The following is a 26,853-nucleotide window of genomic DNA, read 5'->3' on the forward strand; positions in this document are numbered from 1 at the left end:
CAGCCGGGAGAGCGATTGCCACGTGGCAACAAGCAGCAAATTATGCGCGTAAACAATAACTTATGGGCTGCCTGTCGCTCGACTGCGCGTGCGGCGCTCGGTCGTCGAAAGGCTCATGGTGAGGATGTTGCCACGTGGCAACCGGGGTCTGGAGCGCGCGGCGTCCCGGCCGCGCAAGGTGAAAGGAGCGAGCCGAATGGCTAAGGGAAATAGAGGGTTCGGCTCGATGTTCACCGAGAACCTCGACGATGAAAGCCAGCTGGACAAGTCGAGCCCTTCGGAAGGCATCATCGCCAGTCGCAGCCAGACGCTCGCGCGCATCGCGACGGGAAAGACCGTCGCCGATCGCACGGAGTGGGTCGACCCGGCGCGGTGCCGGCCCTGGAGGCTGCACAACCGCGATCTGGATCATCTGAGCGAAGAGACGTGTCGCGATCTGATCGACTCGTTCCTGGCCGCCAAGAAACAGCGCATTCCTGCAATCGTCCGCCGCTTGAAGGATGATCCGGATCACGACTTCGAGATCATCGCGGGCGTTCGGCGCTGGTGGACGGTGCAATGGCTTCGGGCGCATCACCACCCCGAATTCGACTATCTCGTCACGATCCAGAGCGTCAGCGATGAAGAGGCGTTCCGGATCTCGGACGTCGAGAACCGTTCGCGCAAGGACATCTCCGACTGGGAGCGGGCGAAGGAATATACGCTCGCGCTTGCCGAATTCTACGATGGCTCCCAGGCGCAAATGGCGGAGCATCTGAAGCTCTCGCGGTCATGGCTTAGCCGCCTCCTCGACGTGGCGCGCCTTCCGGACGAGATCGTCACCGCCTTCGCCGACACCCACGACATCACCGTCAGGATCGCGCGCGACATCAAGCCGCTGTCGAACGATCCGAGGGCCCTCACGCTGATGCGCGAGGAGGCGAAACGGGTTGCGGAAGAACGTGCCGACGGCTTGCGGCTCAGCGGCCCGGAAGTGGCTAAACGGCTCGTTCGTGCGACTGTGAAGCCGACGCCGAAGGCGGCAGGCGAGAAGGAGGTTTGCGGGCCGACCGGAAAGGCGATCCTGCGCTATGCCAAGGGCCGGGGCGGGGGGGTGACGATCAAGATCCCCGCCAAGCCTGCGGCAAGCAGGGCAGAGTTGCTGAAGGCGATCGAGGACTTGCTGCCGATCTGATCGGCAGCGTGGAGGCGGGCGCCGCGTCCTAGACGGCTCCGCGCGCAGGATGGGGTGCCAGGGCCGGGACTCGTCCCTCGTGCCCTGGCGCCACCTCTGTGACCGGAGCGGCTCAGCCGCCGCCACGGTGCACACTTCTGGCAGGTATGAAGGTTGCGCCTTCCTGCTTGCCGCTACGGCGCTAGTGAACATCCTTCCGGCACGCGCACCGGGCTGCACCGCGCCATCGCCCCTTGCGGCAACGTAACCGTGAAGTCCGTGCGCAGCGGGTTCGGCGCTCCACGATAATAATCGGTGCTCACGGCTTGGGCGCCGCTTGCCATGGCCGCGTCGGCCTTGCTGTAGTCCCGCCTGCGCGCTTCGACGGTGTTGGCATCGGTGCGGGTACGGACGACGACGCCCTCGGCGACCCAGTTGCGGATCCGGTCGCCGTCGACCAGCGGGTCCTGGACGATCTGGATCGCGGATTCGGGCTGACCGTCCGGATACCAGCCGAACATCGCCCGGCCGGCGAGGGAGGAGTGGCCGGAGCGGTACAGCTCGGACACGGCGGCACGGACATCGAGCAGCACGTAGATCCTGCCCCGCGCCGCCGACAGCGCTGGCCAGCCGCGGCTGCGCACTGCCTGGCGCAGGGTCGCGCTACCCCCGCGCACCTCGTCCGGTGTGATCAGCCGCCTGCCCGGCAGCACCGACCTTATTTCGGCATCGAGCGCGTCGAGCAGCTCCGGATTATCGAGGGGCAGGGGGGTGGTGATCCCCGGCCTGTCCGAAGGTGTGTCCGCAGCGTTGATCGTGATCATGATCGGCAGGTGATCGGGATGGGCGCGCGACCAGCGATCGACCTCACCCAGGCAGCGCACCAGCGTCGGGCAGGTGCTCAGATAATCCACATCCGGGATATGGAAGACCTTGAAACCCGGCTTCAGCATTGCGCCGCGATCGAAACCGGTACGCTCACCCGCCGCACGCGCCCAGGCTTCGCCCTTCGGGTCTGCATACCGCCCGCCCTTCGGGTCGGCGAAGATGTCGAGCTCGAGCTGGCGGATCCCTGCGTCGAGCTGCTGCGCAAGCGGCAGGTGATAATAATCGAGCCCGTCCGCCAGCTTCGGCTCGAGTGCCCGGATCTTCGCCATCACTGCGGCAGGGATGCGCGCCTTGAAGCTGTTGTGCGACCCCACGGTCTGAACGTCGTTCATCGCGCGGGGTGCCGCGCTGCCGCCGACAATCAGTGCCGCGGCTGCAAGAAGGAGTGCCTTCACCCTCAGAACTCCGTCCGCACGCCGAACAAGATGGTGCGGCCCCAATAGTTGATCTCACCATAACGAAGTTCATCGTCGTTGTAGCTATACTGCTTTGCGCCAGCGATGTTGATCGCTTCCAGGCTCAGCATCGTCTTTTCGCTCAGTCGGTACGAAAGGTTTCCGTCCAACGATCCAAATGCATCGACATAAGTCGGAACCTGGGTCGTGCTGCCGGTGCCCGCGAGATACTTGTCCCGCCACACGTAAGAAAGTCGCGCGGAGAAGGGACCGTAGTCATAGAAGCCGACGATGTTGAAGCTGTTCTTCGAAAGACCGATCAGCTGATCCTCGATGGGCCGGGCGCCGGCGGTGTAGTTCGCCTCGACGGAAGTGTGGGTGTACGAGGCCTGTACCCCCAGGCCGTCGAACGGCGCGGGCAAGAAGTCGAACACCTGGTTGTAGGCCGCTTCCAGTCCATAGACCTTGGCATCGCCTCCGTTGACCTGGGTGCTCAGCAGCACCGTGCCGCGTCCCGGGATCTCGACGTTGATGTTCTGGGCGGTGATGTAATCGTCCATCGCCTTGTAGAACAGCGCGCCGGTGAGCGAGCCCTTGCGGCTGAAATACCATTCCAGCGACCCGTCGAACTGGGTCGCAAGGAACGGCTGCAGTTCCGGGTTGCCGCCGCTCGCAGTCGGCGCGTCGGTGGAGACGCTGATCTGCGGGGCGCTTTGGGTGACGTTCGGCCGGGTCAGCACGCGACTGGCCGCAAGGCGTCCCACCAGGGTCGGGCTGAGTTCCGCGCGCAGGTTGAAGCTCGGCAGCCAGTTGTTGAAGGTCTGCGGGAAGCTTGCCGGCGTCGGAGCGGTGCCGATGGTGAGCGTGCCGCTCGCCACCTGGTCGGTATGCACGTATCGCACGCCCAGGTTGCCGGTGATGTCGATGGCGCCCAGCACAAAGCCGTAATCGGCGCGGACATAGCCGCTCGCCGTCTCTTCCGTGACGACATAGGAGGCGCGCTGGTCGGCGGGGGTGAGGGGCGCGTTCGCCACCGCATCGGTGAAGAAGGCGTCATAGAAGGCGCTGGTGATCGGCACGACCCAATGGCGTGGGGCGTTGCCCGACACGCCGCTCAGGAAGTTGTCGACCGGCATCGCCTCATAGCCGTTCGCAAGGCTCGTCAGCGGGGTTCCGGCTGCCGGCGTCACGTTGAAGTCGCGGCGTCGATAGTCGCGCTTGCGCCAGTGGTATTCACCACCGGCCGCAATCTTGGTCAGGAAGCCGTTCATCTCGCGACCCACGTCCAGGCGGGCGTAGGTGTCCCAATCCTTGCTGTTCTTGGGCGCGATGTTGAACGGGTAGAGGACGTAGTTCGCAGGGTCGGTGACATCGACCGGCGTGGTGAAGGTCGGGATCACCTTGTATCCGCCCGACGCATCATAGGTGAGCGGGGCGAGGAACATCGCGCGGCTGCGCACCGTGCCTTCGGCATAGCTCGGGTGGAAGCTGTGCGCGTACGACCAGTTGACGTTGCCGGAAATGTCCCAGCCCTCGGGCCGCCAGTTCTGCTTGAGGCCGACGGTGATCAGGTCGTGACGGTTGAGGCTGTACTCGCGCGAGGCCATGAAGCGTACGTTGTTGATCGTCGCCCCGACCACGGTGTTGCCATCGAGCTTGACCGAACCCGGCACGATCGAGGTGCCCGGATCGTCCGGGTAGATGTCGAGGCCATATTCGTCATAGGCGACGTCGAGCCGGGTCGCGAGCACGTCAAGCGTCGTCTCCAGTTCGGCTGTGGGCCGCCACTGAGCCGAGACGATGCCGGAGAGGCGCTTGCGCTCTTCGGTCTCGACGGTCGGACGGGTGCGCGTCGGGGTGTAATAGCCCCTGCCAAGGTCTGCGACGAACTTGTCGAGGTTCCAACCGGCCTGGTACCAGCGGTCGTTGCGGACCTCCTTGCCCCAATATTGCCCGCCGATCAGGACACCGAACGTCTCGTGGGCGGTGGTGAAGCTGGTGAGGCCGGTGGCGTTCGGCTTCACCTTCTCCGCCAGCGTCGTGTAGGTGCCCCGCAGGTTGAGCGTAGTCTTGGTCCCGATATCCAGCGGGTGGAAGGTCTTCACGTCGATGTTTCCGCCCAGCGCGCCTTCCGTCATGTCGGCGGTCGGGGTCTTCACCACGTCGATCTGAGCGACGAGTTCGGCCGGCAGCATCTCGAACCGGAACTGGCGGCCGTTGGCGCCGCCATTCTCGATCAAGTCGTTGATAGCGATCGAGCGGCCGTTCAGCAGCGTGTTCTGGAATTGCGGTCCCAAGCCACGCACCGTGACGTACAGCCCTTCTCCGCGCGGGCGGGTGATGGCGACGCCGGAGACCAGTTGCAGTGCCTCCGCGACGTTCTGAGCAGGGAATTTGCCGATCTCGGTCGAGTTGATCGAGTCCACGCCATAGGGTGCCTGTCGCTTCGTTTCCGTGGCTGCGGCCAGACTGCGCGCATAGGAGCCGGTCACGACGATTTCCTCCGGCTCCGCTTCGGTCGCGGCCGGCTCGGTCTCTCCGACGGTGGTCTGCGCAAGGGCGGGCTCGATCAACCCGAGCGCGAGCAGGGTAAAGGGCAGCGTGGCCCGAAGCGGGCGTTGGCGTAGCGACATCTCGTAGATCTCCCCCTCCGGCGCGGCAGCGTCGGCGAGGTGCCTGTGGGAGCGAATTGTTGCGCGGGGAGGGCGTGGTTGTTACGCCAAAGTTACGTTCCTGCGGCGTTGAAGAGGCACCTGAACGCGCAAAGTCGCTGTGACGGCCGAGAAAGGCCTCCGGCTGCGATGTGCCGGCGGCCGTGCAATGCCGAGGACCTTCTCAGGTCACGCAAGCAACGCTCGGCTTTCCTTGCCTATAGCCAGAAGCGTTTCGCATCCACGAGCGCATCATATGCCTCTGCGGCGGCCCCGATCAGCGCCTTTCTCTTCCCCTTTCCCAGGAGGGCGTCGGCTTCGGGATCGTCCCCGATCCCCAGCCTTGAGATCACCTCCGGAGCGGTAGCGAGGTCATTCAGGGCGCCAAGCTGGTCCTGCAGCTCCTCCAGCGCCCCGACGAAGTTCTGATAGCGGCGGCGCCTCGCTTCGAACAGGGACGAGAAGAACTCGCTCGCATACCGCAGCTTTTTGGCACTCTTGCGGAGTTCATGCCGGGTTTCATCGTCCATCTTCGCGAGATGGCGGCCCTGCTTCTTCACCGCTTTCCGGAAGCGCTCCAGCGCCGTGGCCGCGAAGTCCCGTACCGGTTCGTTGCGACGGTCCTGCGTGGTGGCGGCCAGCAGCCAGGGTCCATCGGTGAGCCACTGCGTCAGATCCAGCATGAGCCGGCGCACGCGCCCTGAGCGGAGCGCAGCATCCACATGCGCATACGCCTCTTCGCGCGCCGTTCGAATCCGCTCGTGCAACGCTCCCCCAGGGGCGCGGCCGAGGAGCACGTCCAGATCCCGTGCATGTCCCAGTTCGCCCGCCAGCCAACGCAGGTCCTCACGGAGTGGGTCGGCGCTGGGTTCGACGGAAAACAGCGGCTTGAAGATCGAGAAGGCAGATCGAAGGCGGCGCAGCGCGACACGCGCCTGGTGCAGCGCTTCAGGAGTGGGATCGGTAAGGAGGACGGCCTCGTTCAGCCGGAACTGCCGCAGGCATGCCTGGGCAATATGCTGAAAACCCCGAGCGGCGGTCATCCCGGCATCCAAGGCGACCGGCTCGGCCTTGAAGACCGAGCGTACGGGCTCCGCCAGACGGTAGCCGCGCTCCGCCTTGGTGAGGACGCCAAGCCGGACGGGAACGATGTCGTCGATCTTCCTGGCGAGGGCGAACAGCGCGGCGGGCGCGCCCTCCTTCAGCTCCAGTTCCAGTTCGCAGATCGCATCCCGGCGATCCCCCCCGAGAACCTCACCGCGATCGAGCACGACCTCGATCTCGGCGTCGTCTTGGGTGACGACCCAGGCGCGGCGTTCGACATGGACCTCGAACTGCGGCGTAATCGCCTGGATTCGGTCTCCGAGCAACGCCTTCACCGCCGAGGTGTCGTCCAGGATTGGCGCGTCCCCGTTGACCGGCGTCTCCCATTCGGATCGTGCGAACAGACCCGTGTTTCCCGCACCGTCCGCTTTGACGGTCTGGATGCGCTCGTCCCCTGCCGCGCGGATTCGCAAGGAGACTCCGGCTTGCGCAAGGTCCTGCTCGGGCGTGTCGTGGTAGACCGCCCGCATCTGGCGGATCTTGGGGGTCTGGGGCAGGATACCGGCTGCTTCCAGAGCATCTGCGGCGGCCCCGGTCAGGTCGAGCTTCAATTCAACTTCACGCACCCGGAACTGCCCTTTTCGTTGAAGTCGGTTCTGCGACGTAGCGAGGCGCGTGCGATTGCGGCCCGGTCTGCTGCTGAAGCGACAACGACGCGCGTGCGGAATTGTGCCCAGCACAGGAGGGCAGGGGGGCAAAGGACCGTTCGGTCTGGGTGAACCCGCGTGTCGCCGCCCGGGGGGGGCAGCGTCGTCCGCTGCCGACCGGCGACACGCCGGCCGGCAGAGAAGACTTACCGCAAGCCTAGCGCGTCGCGGATGATGTAGTGGAGGTCGGTCTGATCGAGCAGGCCGCTCACGTTCACCGCGCGCGGGCCATAGGCGGCGATACGCAGCTGGGTGCCGGTATGCCCCTGGGAGCCTTCCTCGGCAGTGCCGTAGTTGACCGTCATCACGCCGCCTTCACGCGTGTTGAGCGCGGCGGTCAGGCCGGGTGCGCGCGTGCCGTTGCCGACGATCTGGCTGGTGTGGGCATGGTCGGCGGTAACGATCACCAGCGTGTGGCCGTCGGCCTTGGCGAACTCCAGCGCGACCTGCACCGCCTCGTCCAAGTCGACGGTCTCGCCGATCTGACCGCAGGGGTTGGCGGCATGATCTTCCTTGTCGATCGAGGCACCCTCGACCTGCAGGAAGAAGCCCTTGGGCTTGTTCTTGAGCAGCGCGATCGCCTTTTGCGTCATCGCCGCTAGCGTCGGCGTGGTTGCGGTGCGCGCGGCATTCGGCTGGCAGGTGACCGCCGGCTTGTCGAGGTTGCCGTGGAAGCTGGCCTTGGGTCCGGTCCAGCGCACCGGCATGTTGCCCGGCGCGAACAGGCCGATCAGCGGCTGCTTGTCGTCGGCGCGGGTGACCGCGTCCAGCTCGGCGGCGGTGCGCACCACGCGGAATCCACGGGCCTGCGCCTGCTGGAACAGCGTCTTGCCCTTCCACTTGCCGGCTTTTGCCGCCTCCTCGAAGCTTTCGGCGCCGCCGCCCAGCACCAGGTCGGCGCGCGTGTCGAGCAGCTGCTCGGTGATCGAGCCCGCGCCGCCCTTCTCCAGTGCGTTCTGCGGGCAGCTCTTGCTGGTTTCCGCCGGGGCGAAGCAGTTGCGCTGGAGGACGTGCGCGATTTGTGCGCCCGGCGTGGCGTCCTGGATCGCTGCGGTGGAAACGTCGCCGGTGGCATAGCCTGCCGCCTTGGCGCGCTCGATCAGCGTCTGGTGGGGCTTGCCGTGGATGTCGACCCCGATCGCGCCATTGTAGCTCTTCACGCCCGATGCCCAGGCGGTGGCGGACGCGGCGCTATCGGTGACGTAGTTCGGTTTTCCCGTCTGCCGGTCGAGCGAATAATGCGTGTATTGGCCGGTGAAGGGCAGCGCATCGATGCCCTTGAAATAGCCGCCTGCACCTTCTGCATAGTTGCGCGCGACCGTGATCTCGGAATCGCCCATGCCGTCGCCAATCAGCAGGATGACGTTGCGCACCACGCCATCGGCGGCCAGCTTCGCATAGGTCTCGCGCATGTCGCCCGGCAGCCGCCGGGCACCCCCGGGCTCACGCACGTCCCCGCGCGCTGCCCGCGACAGATCGGGTACGGCGTCCTGGGCGACGGCGGATTGGCTGGCGAGGGCAGCGAGCGCTGCGGCGACGATGCGCGTTTTCATGATGGGGGTACTCCGGGGAAGAAACTCTGCAGGCATGGCCGCTCCCCCGCCGCGCCGCGACGAGGGAGCGTAGCGATCAGAACTGCGCGCGCACGCCCAGGCTGATGCGGCTTCCCGAGAACTCGTAGGTGGTCGGGAAGGACGGATCCATGGTGTAGCCGGTGGTCTTGGCGTTGCCGATGTTGATGCCCTGCAACTCCAGACGGAAGTTCGGGGTCAGCTGGTAGCTGGCTGACGCATCGAACTGGCCATAGGCGTCGCGGTACACCGGATACATGTTGCGCTCGATGCGCTCCACATAGGCGCCCTTGTGATTGTACGAGACGCGCAGCGACACCGGCCCGCGCTCATAGAACACGGTGGCATTGTACGTGTTATCGGCAAGGCCGATCGGCGAGGTCGCGATATCGAGATCCGACTGGCCGGTCAGCGAGCTGTCCAGGAAGGTGACGTTGGCGTTGATGCCGAACCCCTCTGCCCAACCGACGAACATGCCGAACGGGATCACCGCGTTCAGCTCCACGCCGCTCACCTTGTACGAACCCTCGGCGTTGACCGGCTGATAGACGTCGAAGTCGTACACGCCGTCGATCGTGCCGTTGGCGTTGTACTTGGTGACGCCCTCGACCACGCCGGTCAGCTCGCTCTGGACGACGCCCTTGATCTTCTTCCAGAAATAGGACGCCGCCAGGATGCCGCCGCTGCCGAGATACTTCTCGATGCCGACTTCCCACTGGTCGGCATAGGTCGGCTGCAGATCCGGGTTGCCGTCGGTGAAGCGGAAGCTGTTCCAGCTTGCGGTCCGCTTGTACGCGAGATCGGTCAGCGCCGGGCGGATCAGCGTCTGCGACGCGGCCGCGCGCAGGATCAGGCTGTCGGTCAGCTCTGCGTGCGCGTTGATCGCGGGCAGGAATTTCTCATAGCTGCCCTCGCTCGACACCGGCGCGTCGGTGTAGCCGGTCGAACCGTCCGCGTTCTGCACCTGGTGGAAGCCTTCCGACTTCACCGTGGTCTTCAGGTAGCGGCCACCCAGGTTGACGAACACCGGCACCGCCAGTTCGAACTCAAAATCGGCCATCGCATAGCCGGCGATCGTCTCTTCGCGGACCTTGTAATACTGGCCGTCGTCGAACGGCGTGACGAAGCCGTCCGGCCGGAAGAACGCGCGGGCATATTCGTTGGAGACCTGCGCCCAGTCCAGGTCGCGCGCCTGATATCCCTTGCCCCCGACGATCTCCGTCACCGACTCCAGCGGGCTGTCGGCCAGCGTGCGCTTGTTCACATAGGCCGTGCTGCCGCGCGTCGGCCCCTGGATCTTCTCCTCGCCATAGTCGCGCTCGTTCGTCTTGTTGGTGTAGCGGGCGCCGACGTTGAAGCGCTTCAGGAACGGGGTCTGGAACTCGCGGCTGATGTCGAGCTGGGCCGCATATTTGTCGTCCTTGATCCGCTCGCGCGTCGTCTCATACGCCTCGAACAGATAGCTCTCCGGTGCGTTGTACATGTCGATCGTGTCGGGATCGGCGCTCGGGATCGTCTCGCCGCCGGTCTCGGTATAGCGGGTGCGCGACGGCGCATAGGCGACATGCTTGAGGTTGGCATAATCGAGCGTCTTCTTGGCGCCCGAATAGCCGCCCAGCGCATTGATCTTCCAGTCGCCGGCCTGCCAGTTCATCTCGCCGCCGAACTGACGATAGTCGGTGCTGTTTCGGTATTCCTTGCTCAGGAACTCGTGCTGGGTGTTGGTGTAGGACACGTCGCGCAGCACGATGATGCCGTCGTCGGCGAGCGTGGTCGCGTCGAACTCGTGGATCGTGTCCAGCGTCGAATTGCTGGATGCCGAATAGCCGGCGGCGTCATATTCGTCCTCGACCGTGTCGTACGAGCCCGCAAAGGCGTCGAAGACGAGGTTGAACTGGTCGCTGGGCTGATACTGGATCGAACCCGATAGCCCCAGCCGGTCCTGGTCGTTCTGATAGACGCGGTCTCCGACCTTATCCAGGAACACGATCCGGTTCTTCATGTCGTCGGTGAAGGTCACGCCGGCGTCGCGCGCCAGCACGGCGATCGCCTGATCGCGATTGGCGCCGGCCTTGTCGGTCCAGCGCGAGATCGGGCGGAAGTTGATGCCGGAGTTGGAATCGGTGCGGTTGCTGCGCTGCTGCTTGGCGACCGACACCAGCACGCCGAAATCGCCAAAGGTGTTGCTCGCCAGGAACGAGAAGTTCGGATCGATCTTCTCGGAGATCGAGTTGTACGCGCCCTCGGCGCTGCCGACGAGGCGAAGGCCGGGATTGTCGAACGGCCGGGCGGTGCGGATGTAGACGGATCCGGCGATGCCGCCTTCCTCATCGGCTGCGGTCGGCGACTTCTGCACCGTCACCGACTGAATCAGTTCGGAGGCGAAAATGTCGAACTCGACGTCGCGCCCGCCGGAGCCCGACGCCGTCGCCAGCTTGTTGATCGACACGAAGGTGAACTCGGTCGGCAGGCCGCGGACGTTCACGCGAGTGCCCAGGCCCCGTTCGCGTTCGATCGTGACGCCAGGAACGCGCTGCAGCGCTTCGGACAGGTTCTGCTCCGGGAAATCGGCGATGTCGGTCGCGACGATCGAATCCGAAAAGCCGATCGTGTTGCGCTTGATGTCGATCGCTTCCTCAAGGCTGCGGCTGTAGCCAGTGACGGTGATTTCCTGACCAGCTTCCTCGTCGCCTGCATCCGCACCCGGAGCCGTCTGGGCAGAAGCTGGGACGGACAACAAGGCAGCGGCCGCTGACCCGACCAGAAGACGTGCAGTCCTTTCAAAGCGAACGTATTTCTGAAGCACCTTGCCCCCCTTTTTCATAGTTGTCCGGGTGGAGGGCTGCCGCTGGTCCGCAGCAAGCGCCTGCGTTCCCCGAAGTCCGGAGAAATCGCAGGTAATTCATGTCGATCGTCATGGTGCTCGGCGATGTTTCACCTGCCGATGCGCCGCCTCTCCCAAAATGCGGCACCAATCTCTTTCTGCTTCGTACCAGTGCGTCGGCAGCGATCGATGAACCACCGCTGCCGGCCGCAAAGCTTCCTCCACCCGTCTCGGGAGCCCCGTTGGAGAGAAGTTGTTACGGTGCCATGACGCACGTGCTTGATCGGCCGATCAGGGGGCGGATCGGCGGCGCTGGACTACGCCGTCCTTTCCTGCGGCAGTTTGCGTGCGCTTCCGTGGCTGCGGCCGTTGATCAGCAGCGCGATCAGCCCGATTGCGGAGGTTGCCGCTCCTGCGAGCGACACCAGCGGGTAGCCCAGCCCGGCCGCGATGACGCCGCCGCCCAGTGCTGCCCCGAATGCGTTGCCAAGGTTGAACGCGCCGATGTTGACTGCGGAGGCAAGGTTCGGCGCGTCGGCAGCGGCGCGCATCACCCGCACCTGTAGCGGCGGCACCAGCGCGAAGCTCGCCACGCCCCAAAGGAAGATGAGCACCGCGGTCGGACCGGCATGGGACATCAAGGCAGCGAAGGCGACGAGTATCGCCGACAGCGCGGCGAGGGTGATGACCAGCGTCCGATCGACCGACCGGTCCGCAAAGCGGCCGCCGAGCCAGTTCCCAACCGTCAGGCCCAAGCCATAGGTCACCAGCATCGCAGTGACGAAACCGACCGACACCTGCGTCGCCTCGCGCAGGATCGGCGCGATATAGGTGAAGACGGTGAACATGGCGCTCGACCCAATCACCGTCAACGCTAGCGCGCCCAGCACGGGCCCTCGCGTCAGCACGCGCAGTTCGGCCATCGCGCTGCCGGCATGCGGGGCGGGGAGGGGCGGCAGGGTCAGCCGCAGCGCCACCATGGTCGCAACGCCCAGCGCGGCAATGCCCCAGAAGGAGGTGCGCCAGCCCAGGTGCTCGCCCGCCCAGGTCGCAAGCGGTACGCCCACGACGTTCGCGATGGTCAATCCCATGAACATTGCCGCCACCGCACTTGCGCGGCGCTCGGGTGCCACAAGGCTTGCTGCCACGACCGACCCGACACCAAAGAACGCGCCGTGGTTGAACGAGGTGAGCACGCGGGCGGCCAGCAGCATCCAATAGGTATCGGATACCGCGGCCAGCAGATTGCCGACGGTGAAAATGCCGGCCAGCCCGATCAGCAGCGCGCGTCGGGGGACCCGTCCTGTTGTCAGCGTCATCAGCGGTGCGCCGAGCACCACGCCCAGGGCATAGGCGCTGATGAGCAGCCCGGCGGCCGGAATGGAGGCGTTGAGGTCTTCGGCGATGACCGGGAGTAGCCCCATGGGTGCGAACTCGGTCACGCCGATGCCGAACGCCCCGATCGCCAGCGACAGGAGGCCAAGGTTGAGCTTCATGATTGCCTCCCTCAGACCAGTGCCGGGGCAAGGCGGGCAAAACCCTCCTGCTGACGATAGGGGGCATGAGGGTAGGGCGGCAGTAGGTCGCTCGCGGCATCGAGGGCGGCGACCTGCTCGAGCGTCAACGTCCAGCCGACCGCGCCGAGATTCTGGCGCAGTTGCTCCTCGTTGCGCGCGCCGATGATCACGGAGGAGACGGTGGGACGTCGCAGCAGCCAATTGATCGCGATCTGCGGCACGGTTTTGCCGGTTTCGGCTGCGATTGCCTCGAGGGCATCGATGACCCGGTACAGATGCTCGGTCTCGACCGGCGGCGCGAACTGCTCGGTTTCGTGGAGGCGGCTGCTCGCCGGTGCCGGGCGGTTGCGGCCGACCTTTCCGGTCAGCCGGCCCCAGCCGAGGGGACTCCACACCAGTGCGCCCACACCTTGATCCGCCGCAAGCGGCATCAGGTCCGCCTCATAGGCGCGGCCGATGAGCGAGTAATAGACCTGATGGGCAACAAGGCGTGGCAAGCCGTGGCGATCGGCCAGCCCCTGCGCCTTCATCAGCTGCCAGCCCGGATAGTTGGAGACGCCCGCATAGCGTACCTTGCCCGCAGCGATCAGCGTCGCAAGGGTACCCATGACTTCTTCGGTGGGGGTCGATGCGTCGAAGGCGTGAAGTTGCAGGAGGTCGATGTGGTCGGTGCCGAGGCGGCGCAGCGACTCCTCGACCGCCCGCACCAGCCTGGTCCGCGATGCGCCCCAGTCCTGCGGTCCGTCGCCCATCGGCAGGCCAGTCTTGGTAGAGATCAGCACCGCGTCGCGTTTTCCCTGGATCGCCTGCCCCAATATCTTCTCGGACGCGCCGCTCGAATACACGTCGGCGGTGTCGAACAGCGTCACACCGGCCTCCAGGCACAGGTCGATCAGCCGGCGCGCTTCGGTGGCGTCGCTTTGTCCCCAGGCACTGAAGAGCGGGCCCTTGCCGCCGAAGGTGCCGGTGCCGAAGCTGAGCGCAGGCACGCGAAGCCCGGAAGTGCCGAGTTGCCGATATTCCATCATCAATCCTTGTATTGCTAGTTGAACGCATAAATGGACGGCGTGGGGGTGCTGGAGTAGCGCCTCCGGACGCGGAGGATCTTTGCATTGGACGCAAAGCTGGCGGGGACGGACAGGGCGCGCGCGCTGGCGCTGTTCGCGACGGTGGTGGAGGCAGGGAGCTTCTCCTCCGCCGCGCGGACGCTGGACATGAGCCCGTCCGCCGTGGCGCGAGCCGTCGACCGGATCGAGCAGCGGCTGGGCGTGCGACTGCTGCTACGGTCGACCCGCGCCTTGTCGCTAACGGCGGAGGGGCAGGCCTATCTGCTGGCGGCCCGCCGCATCCTCGCCGACCTCGACGATGCCGAGCAGCAGATCGCCGACCAGGGGAGTCCGCGCGGGCGTCTGCGGGTCAGCGCTGCGCTCTCGCACGGGCGGCTCTGCGTGGTGCCGCTGCTCGGGAGGTTCAGCGTCCGGTATCCCGACATCCTCGTCGACATCGCGCTGACGGACACGCTGGTCGACATCGCCGGCGGTCAAGCGGATGTCGCCGTCCGCTTCGGACCTTTGCCCGACAGCACGCTCACGGCTCGCAAGCTTGGCGAGACCGGGCGGGTGATCGTCGCATCGCCGGAGTATCTGGAGAGGTGCGGCACACCTGAGGTGCCGGAGGATCTTCACCGGCACAACTGCCTCAACTTCAACTTCCGGCGTGCCGAGCCGGTTTGGCCGTTCCGTCGTGCCGACCAGGATTTTACCCTCGCCGTGAAGGGAAGGATCGAAGCAAACAACGGCGAGACGCTGGGGCAACTGGCGGCGCTTGGCGTCGGCATTGCCCGTGTGGGTTCGTTCAGCGTGGCCGAGGAGATCGCGAGGGGCCAGCTCGTCCCGCTGCTGGAGGCGTTCAACCCTGGCGACGTCGAGCAGATTCATGCCGTCTTCGTCGGCGGCGCGAGCACGCCGGCGCGGATTCGCGCGTTCGTCGAATTCCTCGCGCTCCACCTGCGCGGCGGGAGCTAGGTGGCCCAAGTGCTCGAGCCGGTCGAGGGGAATTGGACGTCACGTTCAGCGCGAGCGCCGGCAGGCACGTGAACCCGGCGGACGTGCGGCCGCGCTCAACGCTCGGAGACGGACACTCCTGCTCTGGCAGGCTTTCCCAGACTGCCGACGGGCTTCCGCGCACGACAACCTGTTGGTCCGCGCCCTTTTTGCTTCGGCAGCCGGGGAAGCACCGCACCCTAGTCAGGGGTATCCTCAACGAGCAACACGTGAAGGAAGCGCGGGCCATGGGCGCCGCGCACATATTGTCCTTCGATGTCGGTGGTGCCGGACACGCCGGTTACCCAATAGTGGGCGCGCACATCCCGCAGATGCGCAGGGATGTCTTCGAGCTGGGCCACGATCGTTCGCGCCTCGACCACCACCAGATGATGGAGCGTCAGGAAGTTCGGCAGCATGGGCGCCGCAGGCCCGGTCTCGAAGATCAGTGAGCCCGTCTCGGCAACCGCGGACACCGCGCGCGCGATGGCCGCCGGTTCGTCCGGTGCGCATGCCTCCCTGAGCGAAAAGCCGTTCCAGTCGCAGGTGCGCAGGCGCGGATCCTGGGGCAGGTAGAGCGAGCGGGGAAGGGCGCTTGCGTCCAAATAGGCCGCCGCGGTGGCAGGAATCGCTGACCAGTCGCGCACCCGTTCGAAGGTTGCCGCCACGCTCGCAAGCCCCAGTTGCGCCAGGAACTGTGGGATAAGTGCCTCAGGGGCCACCAACGGGCGTTCCGGGCCCTTTGCCAGGATCGCCGCCTCCCGAGCGATCGCACCGCTGGGCCGCGAACGTCCCAAGCGCCCGAGGATGGCATCTCGTGCGCTCACCGGCGCCTTCCTCGTGCATATTGTTCGATGAAGGTCGTGCCCTCGGGTGCGGGAAGATCACGATGCCGGGTCCACCCTCCCGCGAGCGGAAGTCGCGAGATCCAGCCCGCCCGCGCCGCCATGCGCATGGCGCGTACCGCGAGTGCGCTGCCGAGGCGGTAGAGCCGCGGGTGGCGCACGCCCCACGCCCAGAGCCCCAGCGCCCGGCGGACCGCCTGCGGCTCCAGCCCCTCGCGCCAACTCTTCTCGCGCCATCCGCGCAACAGCGTGGGGAGGGGGATGTTTACCGGGCAGACCTCCTGGCACTTGCCGTTCATCGTGCAGGCGTGAACCAGATCCCGGTTCGCCGACAGTCCGTCGAGGGCGGGCGTCAGCACCGCACCCATGGGCCCGGGATAGGTGCCGCCATAGGCATGGCCACCGATCTGCCGAAACACCACGCAATGGTTCATGCAGGCGCCGCAGCGGATGCAGCGCAGCATCTCCGCGAGGCCGCTCTCGCGCATGTCCGTGCGGCCGTTGTCGACCAGCACGATGTGCATTTCTTCCGGGCCGTCGCGATCGCCGGCGCGCTTCGGCCCGGTGTAGAAGGTGGTGTACTGGGTAAGCGCCGCGCCGGTGGCCGAGCGGGCCAGCATCCGCAGCATGTGGATGGCGTGCGGCAGGGAGGGGACGACCTTCTCGATGCCGGCCGTCACGATATTGATGCGCGGCGGTACGATCGAGAGCTCCGCATTGCCCTCGTTCGTCACGGTGCAGACGCTGCCGGTGTCCGCAATCAGGAAGTTCGCGCCGGAGATGCCCACGTCCGCTTCCAGCATCGCCGAGCGAAGGTGACGCCGGGCGCTTTCGGCCATCGCCGCAATCGTTTCTTCCAGATGCGGCTCGTGGTGCCGGGCACGAAAGAGCGCAGATACCTGCTCGCGCGTCTTGTGCATCGCCGGCCAGACGATGTGCGAGGGACGCTCGCCGGACAGCTGGATGATGTGCTCGGCAAGATCCGTCTCGATCCGCTCGATCCCGGCTTGGGCGAGTGCATGGGGAAGGCCGATCTCCTCCCCCAGCATCGACTTCGATCGCGCGACGGAGCGCGCGCCGGCACGCTTGCAGATGCCGACGACGGTCTCGCAGGCTTCCTCGGCGGTGCGCGCCCAGTGGACGGTGGCGCCGGCCGCCTGCGCATTCGCCTCGAATTCCTGAAGATAGTGGCCGAGGTTCGCGACGACATGGTCCTTGATCGCCGCCGCACGGGCCCGTGCCGCCTCGAAATCCGGGAAGGCGGCGACGGCCGTCGCGCGCTTGGCCTCGGCGGTACCAGCGGTAAGTTCGACCGCGATCTTCAGGACGGGGTCGGCGAGTGCGTGCTCGACCCGCCGGGTGAAGCCGCTCACGGCGCCTCGCCGATGGCAGGCCCGTCGGCCACGCCTGCCAGCACCTCGAGGGTGTGAAACGCGCGGGTAGATGCACCGCGTCGGTGAAGCTTTCCCGCCATGTTCATCAGGCAGCCGAGGTCGCCCGACAGCAGCAGGTCCGCGCCGCTGGCCTCGATCGCCGCAGCTTTCTCCTCGACGATCGCGTTGGAGATGCTGGGGTATTTGACACAAAAGGTGCCGCCGAATCCGCAGCAGGTCTCCGCGCCGGCAAGCGGCACCTGCCGCAGCCCCTTCACGTGGGAGAGCAGCCGCCGTGGCTGCTGCTTGATCCCCAGTTCGCGCAAGCCCGAGCAACTGTCGTGATAGGCGACGCTCGCATCCAGTGCAGCACTTGGCCGCCAATCGCAGACCTGGTCGAGATAGGTGAGGATCTCGTACGTCCGCGACGCCAGGGCTTGCGCGCGGGGTAGCCAGGCCGGATCGTTCGCGAGCAACTCGGGATAGTGGCAGGCGATCGTCGCGGCGCAGGACCCGCTCGGCACCACCACCGCTTCATACGGCTCGAGCAGCGCGATCGTTTGCCGCGCGATGGCGGCCGCCGCTGCAGCATCCCCGGAGTTCAGCGCCGGCTGTCCGCAACAGGTCTGTTCCGCCGGCACCACTACCTCGCATCCCGCATCCTCCAGCGCGGCGAGTGCCGCAAAGCCGATGCGCGGTCGCATGGCATCCACCAGGCAGGTGACGAAGAGCGCAACGCTGGGGCGGGGGGAAGGGGGCATGTCAGGCCGCGGTGGCAACCGACGCCGCGGATCGGGCGGGGAAGGGAATGCCCGTCCTCATTGCAGGTTCACGTACATGCCGCCGTCCACCAGCAGCGCGGCGCCCGTTACATAGGCCGCCATGTCGGAGGCCAGGAACACGATCGGGCCGACCATGTCCTCCGGCTGTCCCAGACGCCCCAAGGGCGTGCGTGCCTCCATGTACCGGCGCTTCTCCTCGTCCGCGAGATCGTCCTTGTTGATCTCGGTGAGGATGGTGCCCGGAAGCACCGAGTTGCAGCGGATGCCGTGTTTGCCGAGCGCGATCGCGGTCGACTGCATCAGCGAATGCACGCCAGCCTTGGTGGGGGTGTAGTGGGTCTGGAACTCGCCGCCGACGAGCGCCGAGATCGAGGACACTGCCACCATCGAGCCACCGCGGCCCTGCTCCACCATCTGCCGCGCGGCTGCCTGCACCATGTAATAGGCGCCGTGCAGGTTTACGCGGAAGGTGCGCTCCACCGTCTCCGCCGGCATGTCGAGAAACGCGTGAAAGGGGCAGATGCCCGCGTTGCTCACCATCACGTCGACCCCGCCGAAGCGGTCGACCGCCCGTGCCACGAAGTCGGTCGCCGTCGCCGCGTCGGCCACATCGCCCTTCACTGCCAAGCCGCGCCGACCGGCCGCCTCGATCGCGGCGATGCAGCTTTCCGCGTCCTCGTCGCGGCTGTGATAGTTGATGGCTACATTGGCACCATGTTGTGCGGCGCCGATCGCGGCCGCACGGCCGATGCCCGTCGAGGCGCCGGTGACAAGGACGGTCTTTCCTTCGAGCAGCTTCACGGGTCGGCAATCCTCTCGTTATCGGCGTTTCGGCGGACGGGCGGTGGGGGTCCAGCCAAGATCGCGGCTGACCTGTTCGGCGGTGCCACGGACTTCGTGGCTCAGCGCCGCCATCCGGCCGTCATCCATATATTGCGCCGCGCTCGACAGGCTGATGGCGGCAACGATCTTGCCGGACGCATCGCGCACGGGCGCTGCCACGCAGCGGATCAGATCCTCGTTCTCCTCAAGGTCGAACGCATGGCCGGCGGCCACATAGCCCCGCATCCGTTGCAGCCAGGTGGCATAGTCGATCGAGGGCGCACCGCCCGCCTGTTCGCGCTCAAACGCGCGCTGCCACTCGGCCTCCGGTGCATCGAGCAGCAGGGCCTTGCCCAGCCCGGTCGAGGTGAGGGGCTGGCGGTCCCCCACGCGGCTGGAGATGTCGACCCGCCGCCGCCCCGGGATCTTGTCCAGGTAGAGCGCGAGCTCGCCGTCCAACCGGCCGAAATGCACCGTGTCCTCGCTCTGCGCGGCCAGCGCCTCCATACGAGGGCGGGCGATCTGCACCACATCGGCCTGGCTCTGCGCCAGGAACCCGAGCTGCAGCAGCTTGGGTCCGAGCTGATAGCCCTCACGCGGAAGGTAGGTGACGAAGCCGCGGTCGATCAGCGCATTGGCGAGACGATGGGTGGTCGAGCGCGTCAGCCCCATGCGCGCGGAAAGCTCGGCAAGCCGCACCGGCCCGTCGACCACTTGGTCCAGCAGGTCGAGTCCACGCAGCAGCGTCTGACTGCCCTGGACCTTCGAAGCGGGCTTCGCCTCCGGTAATTCTTCGTTTGACGCGGTATTTTCCATCTCGTAACATCCTATCCCACAAGTTGAGATTGTAAATGGGCATCGCCGGGAGTGCGAGGCGAGGGCAGACGATCCCCTCATATCATCGAAATCCGTATCACCAGATGGTATCGGTAACAGGCAGTGAGCATGATCGCCGGCAAGGCGGCGTCGAACAAGGGGATGGTGCGAATGGCATACACCGGGCTTCCCAGGATCAAGCACGTTCGAGCATTCACCGTCCGTGGCGGCGGGGCCGACTATCACGACCAGGGGGCAGGCCACTGGATCGACGATCATATCGCGACGCCGATGGCGCGCTACCCCGAGTACCGCCAGTCCCGGCAGAGCTTCGGCATCAACGTGCTGGGCACGCTGGTGGTGGAGATCGAGGCCGAGGACGGCACGATCGGCTTTGCGGTGACGACCGGCGGCGAGCCCGCCTGCTTCATCGTCGAGCGGCACCTCGCCCGCTTCCTCGAAGGTCGCAACCCGGCCGAGTACGAGAAGATCTGGGACCAGATGTACTTCTCCACCCAATATTACGGCCGCAAGGGGTTGGTGGTGAATGCCATCTCCGGCGTCGACCTCGCGCTCTGGGACCTGCTCGGCAAGCTTCGCGGGGAGCCGGTGCATGCGCTGCTCGGCGGGGCGGTGCGCGACGAACTGCAATTCTACGCGACCGGCTCGCGGCCGGACCTCGCGAAGGACATGGGGTTCATCGGCGGCAAGATGCCGCTTCACCACGGCCCTGCGGAGGGCATCGAAGGCCTTCGCAAGAACATCGCCGAACTGGCGACGATGCGGGAGCGGGTCGGCCCCGACTTCTGGCTGATGCTGGATTGCTGGATGGCGCTCGACGTCGACTATGCGACGCGTCTGGCGCTTGCGGCGCACGAGCATGGCCTCAAGTGGATCGAGGAGGCGATCAGTCCCGACGACTACTGGGGCTATGCCGAATTGAAGCGCAACGTGCCCCGGGGCATGCTGGTCACCACCGGCGAGCATGAGGCGACCCGCTGGGGCTTCCGCATGCTGCTGGAGATGGACTGCTGCGACATCCTCCAGCCGGATGTGGGCTGGTGCGGCGGCGTGACCGAATTGCTCAAGATCTCGGCGCTCGCCGACGCGCATGGCAAGCTGGTCGTGCCGCACGGCTCGTCGGTCTACAGTTACCACTTCGTCATCACGCGCCATAACTCGCCCTTCGCCGAGTTCCTGATGATGCATCCCGGCCCAAGCGAAGTGTTGCCGATGTTCCACCCGCAACTGATCGGCGAGCCCGTGCCGGTGAACGGCCGCCTGCGTGCGAGTGCACTCGACAAGCCCGGGTTCGGCGTGGAGCTCAACCGCGACCTGCCGATGCATCGCCCCTACGCGCGCTGATCTCCTCCCTTTCCCAAGCTCCAACGAAAGAAGCCTCTCCCATGAAATTCTGCCGCTTTGGTGCCCGCGGATCCGAAAAGCCCGGCGTGGTCGACGCCCAGGGCGTGCTGCGCGACCTGTCAGGCAAGGTCGACCGGCTGACCGTCGCCGCGATCGCCTCGCTTGGTGATTTCGACGTCGAGAGCCTGCCCGTGGTCGAGGGGGCGCCGCGCTACGGCGTGCCCGTGGAAGGGATCGGCAAGATCGTCGCGATCGGCCTCAACTATGAGGACCATGCGATCGAATCCAACCTGCCGATCCCGACCGAGCCGGTCATGTTCATGAAGGCGCTGTCCAGCCTCACCGGACCCGACGACGAAGTGATGATCCCGAAGGATTCCACCCACACCGACTGGGAAGTCGAGTTGGGCGTCGTGATCGGCAGGACCTGCCGCTACGTCGAGGAGCACGACGCGCTGGCACATGTCGCGGGCTTCACCGTCGCCAACGACGTGTCCGAACGCTTCAACCAGAAGGAGCGCGGCAGCCAGTGGTCCAAGGGCAAGGGCCATGACACCTTCTGTCCCGTAGGCCCCTGGCTCGTGACTCCGGACGAGGTCGCCGACTGCCAGGACCTGGACATGTTCCTCGACGTGAACGGCGAGCGGATGCAGACCGGCAACACCCGCACCATGATTTTCGACGTCAAGCAGATCATCAGCTATGTCAGCCGCTACATCACTCTCTATCCCGGCGACCTGCTGATCACCGGTACCCCGCCAGGCGTGGGCGAGGGCAAGAAGCCCGACAAGATCTTCCTCAAGGCGGGAGACACGATGCGCCTGGGGATCGCCGGCCTCGGCGAGCAGCAGCAGAACGTCGTCGCGTGGCGCCACCTGGGTGACGAGGTGCTGGGGTGAGTGTCTTCCCCGACCGGTTCGCCGGGCAGGTTGCCGTCGTCACCGGCGGCGCCTCGGGTCTTGGGCTCGCTTCCGCCAAGCGGATCATCGCCGAGGGCGGGAAGGTCGCGCTTTGGGACGTCAATCCGGAAGCCCTTGCAGCCGCGAAGGACGGCATTGGGGCGGCGCATGTCGTCGCTCTTGACGTGTCGGATCAACAGGCGGTCGAGGCGGCTGCGGCGGCTACCTTCGAGGCGCTCGGGCGGATCGATGTGCTCGTCGCTTCCGCCGGCATCACCGGCGCGACCAAGCCGGCGCACGAGTTCCCGATCGACAGCTGGCTCCGGGTGATCGACATCAACCTGAACGGCATCTTCTACTGCGTACGCGCGGTGGTGCCGTACATGCTGCGCCACGGCTATGGCCGGATCGTCAACGTCGCCTCCGTCGCGGGCAAGGAAGGCAATCCCAATGCCTCTGCCTATTCGGCATCCAAGGCAGGGGTCATCGGCTTCACCAAGTCGCTTGGAAAGGAGCTTGCCGGTAGCGGCATCATCGCCAACGCGCTGACCCCCGCCACGTTCGAAAGCCCGATCCTGGCGCAATTGCCGCAGAGCCAGGTGGACTACATGCGATCCAAGATCCCGATGGGGCGCCTGGGCGAGGTCGAGGAAAGTGCCGCGATGGTGTGCTTCATGGCGAGCGAGGAATGCAGTTTCACCACCGCCGCCACCTTCGACACCTCCGGGGGGCGCACAACCTTCTGATCCCGCTGCGCGACCGCCCGAAAGAGGCGGCGCGTCACACGAGAGGAGACCCATGGAAGCCATTCCGTTCGTCGACGCCCATGTCCATCTTTGGGACCTCGACCTCATCCGCTATCCGTGGCTGACCCCGCCCTTCACCGAGGGACCCGCAGGTGTCACCGAGCCGATCGCGCGCGATTATCGGATCGACGACTATTGCGCCGATGCCAGGCGCTGGAACGTCAAGGGCATTGTCCACATCGATGCCGGTGCCGACCCTTCGCAGGCCCTCGACGAAACCGAATGGCTGGAGGCGATTGCCGCCGACCGCGGCATGCCCAATGCCATCGTTGCCTTTGCGCCGCTCCATGATCCCGGCGTCGAGCCGCTGCTGGAGGCGCAGGCCGCCAACCCGCGCGTCCGCGGCATTCGCCAGATCGTCAACTGGCATACCAATCCCCTGCGCACCTACACGCCGCACGACGTCACCCAGGACGACCAATGGTGGGCGGGGTTCGGGCTGCTCGCGCGCCATGGTCTGTCGTTCGACCTGCAATGCTATGCCGGGCAGATGGCGGGATTGGCGCCGCTGATCGAGCGCCACCCGGACATCCCGGTCATCATCAACCATGTCGGCATGCCGATCCCGACCGAGCGAGAGGGACTTACCCGCTGGCGCCACGGCCTGCGTGCGCTCGCGCGATCCCCGCACGTAGCGATCAAGCTTTCCGGCGTCGGCTTCATCGACCGAGCCTGGACGATTGAAAGCATTCGGCCGATCCTGCTGGAGGCGATCGATCTGTTCGGGACGGACCGCTGCCTGTTCGCGAGCGACAGTCCCACCGACAAGCTGTTCGCTCCCTTCGATCAGCATCTTGAAGCCTATCACGCGATCGTCGCCCATTTCTCGGAAGACGAGCGGCGCGACCTGTTCGGGCGCAATGCCAACCGCGTCTATCGACTGGAGCTCGACCTGTGATGGGCGCAAATCCGCTGCTGGGCGTGCTGTTCCACTGGATCGGCGGCCTCGCCTCCGCCAGTTTCTACGTTCCCTACAAGGGCGTGAAGCGCTGGAGCTGGGAGATTTACTGGCTGACCGGCGGCCTTTTCTCCTGGCTGCTCGCGCCATGGTTCTTCGCCGCGATCCAGACCGAGGACCTGCTCGGCGTCCTTTCCCGCACGCCTACCCCCACGCTGTTGTGGCCGGTGTTCTTCGGCATGCTGTGGGGCTTCGGCGGCCTCGGCTACGGCCTGGTGATGCGCTACCTCGGGCTGTCGCTCGGCATGGCGGTGGTCCTGGGGCTGTGCACCGTATTCGGCACGCTGATCCCGCCGATCTTCCAGGGCGACTTCCAGGAGAAGCTGCTCGACACGCCATCGGGCAACATCATCCTGTTGGGTCTGGTGATGACGCTTGCCGGGATCGTCGTCGTCGCGATGGCGGGTGCGCGCAAGGACGCCGCGCTCTCGCCAGAGCAAAAAGCAGTTGCCGTCGCCGAGTTCGATTTCCGCAAGGGTATCGTCGTCGCGATCTTCGCGGGGATCATGTCGGCCTGCTTCGCCTTCGGTCTTGCCGCCGGCGAACCGATCAAGCCGCTGTCCGCGGCGGCCGGAACGGGCCCGCTGTGGACCGGCCTGCCGGTGCTGTGCCTTGTCATGTTCGGCGGGCTCGTCACCAACGCTCTCTGGTGCGCGTTCCTGATCCTGCGCAACCGCAGCGCAGGCGAGTGGCGCGGGGGCGGGAAGGGCGCCGGGGCGCCGTTGCTGCGCAACTATCTCCTGTGCGCGGTCGCGGGCACTGCCTGGTATTTCCAGTTCTTCTTCTACACCATGGGCGAAAGCCAGATGGGCCGCTTCGGCTTCTCGTCCTGGACGCTGCACATGGCGAGCATCATCATCTTCGGGACTCTGTGGGGCTTTGCGTTCCGCGAGTGGAAGGACGCACACCCGCGCGTTCGCGCGATGGTGTGGGGTGGCGTCGCCCTGCTGGTACTGGCGACCGTGGTGATCGGCTACGGCAACCTCCTGGGCGCATGAAGTGAGGCTGAGGGTGCCGGGTACACCCGCACGTTCGGTGGAAGACTATCGAGGTTGATCGCCCTGGGCGGGGTCAGGCGGAGCGCAGCACGTTGTCGGAAAAGGAGCGCGCTTCGACCTCAGACCAGTCGAGTTCCTCCAGCAGGCGACGGTAGATATCCTCTGCGATGTCCCCGTTCTGCCGCATCTCGTTGAGCGCGGTGCGCTGATGCTCGACGACCTTGAGGTGCAGCGTGTCGAAGTCGGAGGGCGCTTGCGGATCCTCGGCATGCGCGGCGACTGCCCCCGCGGCGCCGTAGCGGACGCGAAGCGCCCTGGCAGCATCGCTCTCGTCGCCGGCGAGCACCGCGACGCCAGCGTCGATGATCCGCCGTCGTGCGGTACCGAGCTTCGTCGCCAATCCGGCGTCCTCGCCGATGTCGAGCCATCGGATCAGCGGCCCCAGCGTCAGCCCCTGGACGACGAGGGTGCCGATGACGACGGTGAATGCCGCGAGCACGATCAGGTCGCGTCCCGGCATGGCTGCCGGGAGCGCAAAGGCGGTGGCAAGGGTCACCAGCCCGCGCATTCCTGACCAGCCGAGGATCAGCGCGGCACGCCAGGGCGGCGGCTTGGGAAGCCAGGCGGGTGCATGATGGCGCGAGATCAAGCCTTCGAACGCGCGCACCAGCAACACCCAGGCGAGCCGCGCACCCAGCACGGTCGCCAGCACGATCAGGGAAAACACGATCGCGGGAAGCCGCTCGGCGCTGTCCAGCCGCAGGAGCACGTCGCGGGACTGCAGCCCCATGATCATGAAGGCGACCACGTTGAGGACCAGCACGCCCGCAGACCAGACCGCCCGGCTCTGGATCCGATCGCGGGCAGACTGGCCGAGGGGACGCCGCTGCGCCACCAGCAGGCCGAATGCGACCACCGCCAGCACGGCGGAAAGATGGAGCCGCTCCGCGAGCAACCAGATCGCGAAGGTGACGGCGAAATCGGCGAGGCTCGAGCCGAGCGTCCCGGAAAAGAGCGGGACGATCCGCAGGTACAGCCAGGCCGCCGCCAAGCCGAACAGGATGCCGCCGGGCGCTGCTGCGGCGAGGACAAGCGGAGTCGTCGCCGTGTCGGTGTTCGTTGCGAGTGCAACCGCCAGCCCGAACAAGAGAAGGGCGGTCGCGTCGTTGAGCAGGCTTTCTCCTTGCAGCAGCAGCAGGCCGCGGTGCGGGATGCCCACTTCGGACAGCACGGCCTCTGCCGCCGCGGCATCGGGCGGTGCGACGATCGCGCCGAGCGCGAATGCTGCGGCAAGCGGAAGCCCGGCCACGGCGACGCCGACGAACGTGACGGCGGCCGTGGTCACCAGCACGGCGAACACCGCCAGCGACAGAAGCGGAAACCAGAAGCGGCGCAGGCCCCGCAAACTCGTGTGATAGGCTGCGTGAAGCAGTGCGGGTGCGATGAACAGCGCCATCGCGAGGGCCGGATCGAGGTCGATGTCGGGTGCAAAGGGAAGCAGCGCGAAGCCGATGCCGGCCGCCGCCAGCAACGTCGGATAGGGGACGTTGAGCTTGCGTGCGACGACCAGCAGCAGAAGTGCCGCCAGGAGGATTGCGTCCAGGCCTTCGAATAAATGCACCCGGATCAACGGTGCGCGCGGCGATTGGCTCCCCGCCTTGCTGCACGGGGATCGCTGGCGTCAGCGTGCCTCCGGCCGCGGCAGCTTTGTGCCCAGCAGCACCAGCCGATCGCCGGTAATCCCGAACCAGTGCGGAACGCCGGCCGGGATCAGGATGACGTCGCCCGGCACCAGATTGCGTGTCGTGCCGCCGATGATGCGACTTCCTTCGGTCAGCCCGGGTTGGGTGACCTTTGCCTCCTCGAGCGTTCCCCCGGAGATCATCGTGCCGGCGCCGGCCACGACCAGCGCGTATTCGGCGTCCTCCGGATGGACGGCGGGACGGCCCGGCGCCTTCCAATATTCGAGCGCCGCTATCGTCTTGTCGTCACGCACCAGCGGCCGGCTGGAGAAGCCTTGCCCCGGCTTCATCGCGCGGCCCATGTCCTCCACCTGCGCCGCTACGTCCGCCGCGCTCGCAAAGCTGGTGGGATCACCGCTCTGCGCCGCGGCCGGTGTCGCTGTGATGAGCAGCAGTGCTGCGTAGGCGCTCCGCCGCAGCAGAGAGCGCACGGACGCGTGGTGCGCTTGCGACGACGACGTTTTGAAAAGCTGCATTACGGCCCCTCCTGTTCGACTTCTTTCGTCGAAGCCTAAGCTGCTGCCGCAAGGATAGGAAGCGGCGAGAGAAACTACCCTGACATCGGCGATCCGGCGAAATTCTAGACGGCTTTGCTTTCCGGAGGTGGCAGGGACGTGTTTCCCTTGTTAGCCTGCTCCTCGTGCCCACCGGCCTG

At 66.2% G+C, this 26,853-nt stretch carries 21 protein-coding genes; 7 read left to right on the forward strand and 14 right to left on the reverse strand.

The features are described 5' to 3' along the window. Window positions 1–196 precede the first annotated feature (196 nt). On the forward strand, window positions 197–1,174 hold the full coding sequence (locus tag EDF69_RS18415) for a ParB/RepB/Spo0J family partition protein (RefSeq protein ID WP_132883712.1): 978 nt from the start codon (window positions 197–199) through the stop codon (window positions 1,172–1,174). A gap of 173 nt (window positions 1,175–1,347) precedes the next feature. On the opposite strand, the gene EDF69_RS18420 is transcribed toward EDF69_RS18415, so the two are convergent. The 7 genes from EDF69_RS18420 to EDF69_RS18450 form a co-directional block, all read right to left on the reverse strand. After that, on the reverse strand, window positions 1,348–2,436 hold the full coding sequence (locus tag EDF69_RS18420) for a Ca2+-dependent phosphoinositide-specific phospholipase C (protein ID WP_339538993.1): 1,089 nt from the start codon (window positions 2,434–2,436) through the stop codon (window positions 1,348–1,350). A 2-nt stretch (window positions 2,437–2,438) separates the two neighbouring features. Further along, window positions 2,439–5,069 (reverse strand): TonB-dependent receptor, encoded by a 2,631-nt coding sequence (locus EDF69_RS18425; protein WP_132883673.1) that lies wholly within the window; start codon window positions 5,067–5,069, stop codon window positions 2,439–2,441. Window positions 5,070–5,305: 236 nt separating this feature from the next. Then, window positions 5,306–6,742: a CYTH and CHAD domain-containing protein gene (locus EDF69_RS18430; RefSeq protein WP_239556262.1), complete on the reverse strand. Its 1,437-nt coding sequence runs from the start codon at window positions 6,740–6,742 to the stop codon at window positions 5,306–5,308. Window positions 6,743–6,984: 242 nt separating this feature from the next. Beyond that, window positions 6,985–8,391, reverse strand: a complete 1,407-nt coding sequence (gene phoA / locus EDF69_RS18435; RefSeq protein ID WP_132883672.1) for an alkaline phosphatase — start codon at window positions 8,389–8,391, stop codon at window positions 6,985–6,987. Between the two features lie 76 nt (window positions 8,392–8,467). Then, window positions 8,468–11,149, reverse strand: a complete 2,682-nt coding sequence (locus EDF69_RS18440; RefSeq protein ID WP_239556264.1) for a TonB-dependent receptor — start codon at window positions 11,147–11,149, stop codon at window positions 8,468–8,470. 401 nt (window positions 11,150–11,550) lie between these two features. After that, window positions 11,551–12,729, reverse strand: coding sequence for an MFS transporter (locus EDF69_RS18445; RefSeq protein WP_132883670.1), 1,179 nt, complete (start codon window positions 12,727–12,729; stop codon window positions 11,551–11,553). Between the two features lie 11 nt (window positions 12,730–12,740). After that, window positions 12,741–13,775 carry an aldo/keto reductase gene (locus EDF69_RS18450; RefSeq protein ID WP_132883669.1) on the reverse strand — a complete coding sequence of 345 codons (1,035 nt, stop codon included), beginning with the start codon at window positions 13,773–13,775 and terminating at the stop codon, window positions 12,741–12,743. 87 nt (window positions 13,776–13,862) lie between these two features. On the opposite strand from EDF69_RS18450, the gene EDF69_RS18455 reads away from it, so the two are divergent. Then, entirely contained in the window at window positions 13,863–14,774 is a 912-nt protein-coding gene (locus tag EDF69_RS18455; protein WP_132883668.1) for a LysR family transcriptional regulator, read from the forward strand. Window positions 14,775–14,992: 218 nt separating this feature from the next. Here EDF69_RS18455 and EDF69_RS18460 read toward each other — a convergent pair whose 3' ends face one another. Genes EDF69_RS18460 through EDF69_RS18480 form a run of 5 tightly spaced genes read right to left on the reverse strand, consistent with a single transcriptional unit; the run spans window position 14,993 to window position 19,430 of the window. Further along, window positions 14,993–15,619 carry an LUD domain-containing protein gene (locus EDF69_RS18460; protein ID WP_132883667.1) on the reverse strand — a complete coding sequence of 209 codons (627 nt, stop codon included), beginning with the start codon at window positions 15,617–15,619 and terminating at the stop codon, window positions 14,993–14,995. Beyond that, on the reverse strand, window positions 15,616–17,010 hold the full coding sequence (locus EDF69_RS18465) for an LUD domain-containing protein (protein WP_132883666.1): 1,395 nt from the start codon (window positions 17,008–17,010) through the stop codon (window positions 15,616–15,618). The genes EDF69_RS18460 and EDF69_RS18465 overlap by 4 nt, the downstream gene beginning before the upstream one ends. Next, the gene (locus EDF69_RS18470; RefSeq protein WP_132883665.1) at window positions 17,007–17,771 is read right to left on the reverse strand and encodes a (Fe-S)-binding protein; all 765 of its coding nucleotides are present in this window, start codon (window positions 17,769–17,771) and stop codon (window positions 17,007–17,009) included. Before EDF69_RS18470 ends, EDF69_RS18465 begins: the two co-directional genes overlap by 4 nt. Window positions 17,772–17,828: 57 nt before the next feature. Continuing rightward, entirely contained in the window at window positions 17,829–18,593 is a 765-nt protein-coding gene (locus EDF69_RS18475) for a glucose 1-dehydrogenase (RefSeq protein WP_132883664.1), read from the reverse strand. Window positions 18,594–18,611: 18 nt separating this feature from the next. Continuing rightward, the gene (locus tag EDF69_RS18480; RefSeq protein ID WP_132883663.1) at window positions 18,612–19,430 is read right to left on the reverse strand and encodes an IclR family transcriptional regulator; all 819 of its coding nucleotides are present in this window, start codon (window positions 19,428–19,430) and stop codon (window positions 18,612–18,614) included. Between the two features lie 129 nt (window positions 19,431–19,559). Between EDF69_RS18480 and rhmD the strand changes: the two genes are divergently transcribed. From rhmD to rhaT, 5 genes are read left to right on the forward strand one after another with little or no spacing between them, the layout of a single operon-like run. Beyond that, window positions 19,560–20,795 carry an L-rhamnonate dehydratase gene (gene rhmD / locus EDF69_RS18485; RefSeq protein ID WP_425336696.1) on the forward strand — a complete coding sequence of 412 codons (1,236 nt, stop codon included), beginning with the start codon at window positions 19,560–19,562 and terminating at the stop codon, window positions 20,793–20,795. Between the two features lie 41 nt (window positions 20,796–20,836). Further along, on the forward strand, window positions 20,837–21,694 hold the full coding sequence (locus EDF69_RS18490; protein ID WP_132883662.1) for a fumarylacetoacetate hydrolase family protein: 858 nt from the start codon (window positions 20,837–20,839) through the stop codon (window positions 21,692–21,694). Beyond that, the gene (locus tag EDF69_RS18495; RefSeq protein ID WP_132883661.1) at window positions 21,691–22,440 is read left to right on the forward strand and encodes an SDR family NAD(P)-dependent oxidoreductase; all 750 of its coding nucleotides are present in this window, start codon (window positions 21,691–21,693) and stop codon (window positions 22,438–22,440) included. The genes EDF69_RS18490 and EDF69_RS18495 overlap by 4 nt, the downstream gene beginning before the upstream one ends. Window positions 22,441–22,492: 52 nt before the next feature. Further along, window positions 22,493–23,398, forward strand: coding sequence for an amidohydrolase family protein (locus EDF69_RS18500; protein WP_132883660.1), 906 nt, complete (start codon window positions 22,493–22,495; stop codon window positions 23,396–23,398). Then, a complete protein-coding gene (rhaT, locus tag EDF69_RS18505; protein WP_132883659.1) occupies window positions 23,398–24,456 on the forward strand; it encodes an L-rhamnose/proton symporter RhaT in 1,059 nt (352 codons plus the stop codon). The genes EDF69_RS18500 and rhaT overlap by 1 nt, the downstream gene beginning before the upstream one ends. Window positions 24,457–24,529: 73 nt before the next feature. On the opposite strand, the gene EDF69_RS18510 is transcribed toward rhaT, so the two are convergent. Then, a complete protein-coding gene (locus EDF69_RS18510) occupies window positions 24,530–26,077 on the reverse strand; it encodes a cation:proton antiporter domain-containing protein (protein WP_132883658.1) in 1,548 nt (515 codons plus the stop codon). Window positions 26,078–26,137: 60 nt separating this feature from the next. Beyond that, window positions 26,138–26,674: a cupin domain-containing protein gene (locus EDF69_RS18515; RefSeq protein WP_132883657.1), complete on the reverse strand. Its 537-nt coding sequence runs from the start codon at window positions 26,672–26,674 to the stop codon at window positions 26,138–26,140. Window positions 26,675–26,853 lie beyond the last annotated feature (179 nt).

Source organism: Sphingomonas sp. JUb134 (assembly GCF_004341505.2).
GTDB lineage: Bacteria > Pseudomonadota > Alphaproteobacteria > Sphingomonadales > Sphingomonadaceae > Sphingomonas.

What these genes read in the sequence shown, in the direction of transcription:
- rhmD (WP_425336696.1), top strand. Translation starts at nt 19,560, where the DNA reads ATGATCGCCGGCAAGGCGGCGTCGAACAAGGGGATGGTGCGAATGGCA.
- phoA (WP_132883672.1), bottom strand. Translation starts at nt 8,391, where the DNA reads ATGAAAACGCGCATCGTCGCCGCAGCGCTCGCTGCCCTCGCCAGCCAA.
- EDF69_RS18445 (WP_132883670.1), bottom strand. Translation starts at nt 12,729, where the DNA reads ATGAAGCTCAACCTTGGCCTCCTGTCGCTGGCGATCGGGGCGTTCGGC.
- EDF69_RS18480 (WP_132883663.1), bottom strand. Translation starts at nt 19,430, where the DNA reads ATGGAAAATACCGCGTCAAACGAAGAATTACCGGAGGCGAAGCCCGCT.
- EDF69_RS18470 (WP_132883665.1), bottom strand. Translation starts at nt 17,771, where the DNA reads ATGCCCCCTTCCCCCCGCCCCAGCGTTGCGCTCTTCGTCACCTGCCTG.
- EDF69_RS18490 (WP_132883662.1), top strand. Translation starts at nt 20,837, where the DNA reads ATGAAATTCTGCCGCTTTGGTGCCCGCGGATCCGAAAAGCCCGGCGTG.
- EDF69_RS18500 (WP_132883660.1), top strand. Translation starts at nt 22,493, where the DNA reads ATGGAAGCCATTCCGTTCGTCGACGCCCATGTCCATCTTTGGGACCTC.
- EDF69_RS18515 (WP_132883657.1), bottom strand. Translation starts at nt 26,674, where the DNA reads ATGCAGCTTTTCAAAACGTCGTCGTCGCAAGCGCACCACGCGTCCGTG.
- EDF69_RS18450 (WP_132883669.1), bottom strand. Translation starts at nt 13,775, where the DNA reads ATGGAATATCGGCAACTCGGCACTTCCGGGCTTCGCGTGCCTGCGCTC.
- rhaT (WP_132883659.1), top strand. Translation starts at nt 23,398, where the DNA reads ATGGGCGCAAATCCGCTGCTGGGCGTGCTGTTCCACTGGATCGGCGGC.
- EDF69_RS18425 (WP_132883673.1), bottom strand. Translation starts at nt 5,069, where the DNA reads ATGTCGCTACGCCAACGCCCGCTTCGGGCCACGCTGCCCTTTACCCTG.
- EDF69_RS18415 (WP_132883712.1), top strand. Translation starts at nt 197, where the DNA reads ATGGCTAAGGGAAATAGAGGGTTCGGCTCGATGTTCACCGAGAACCTC.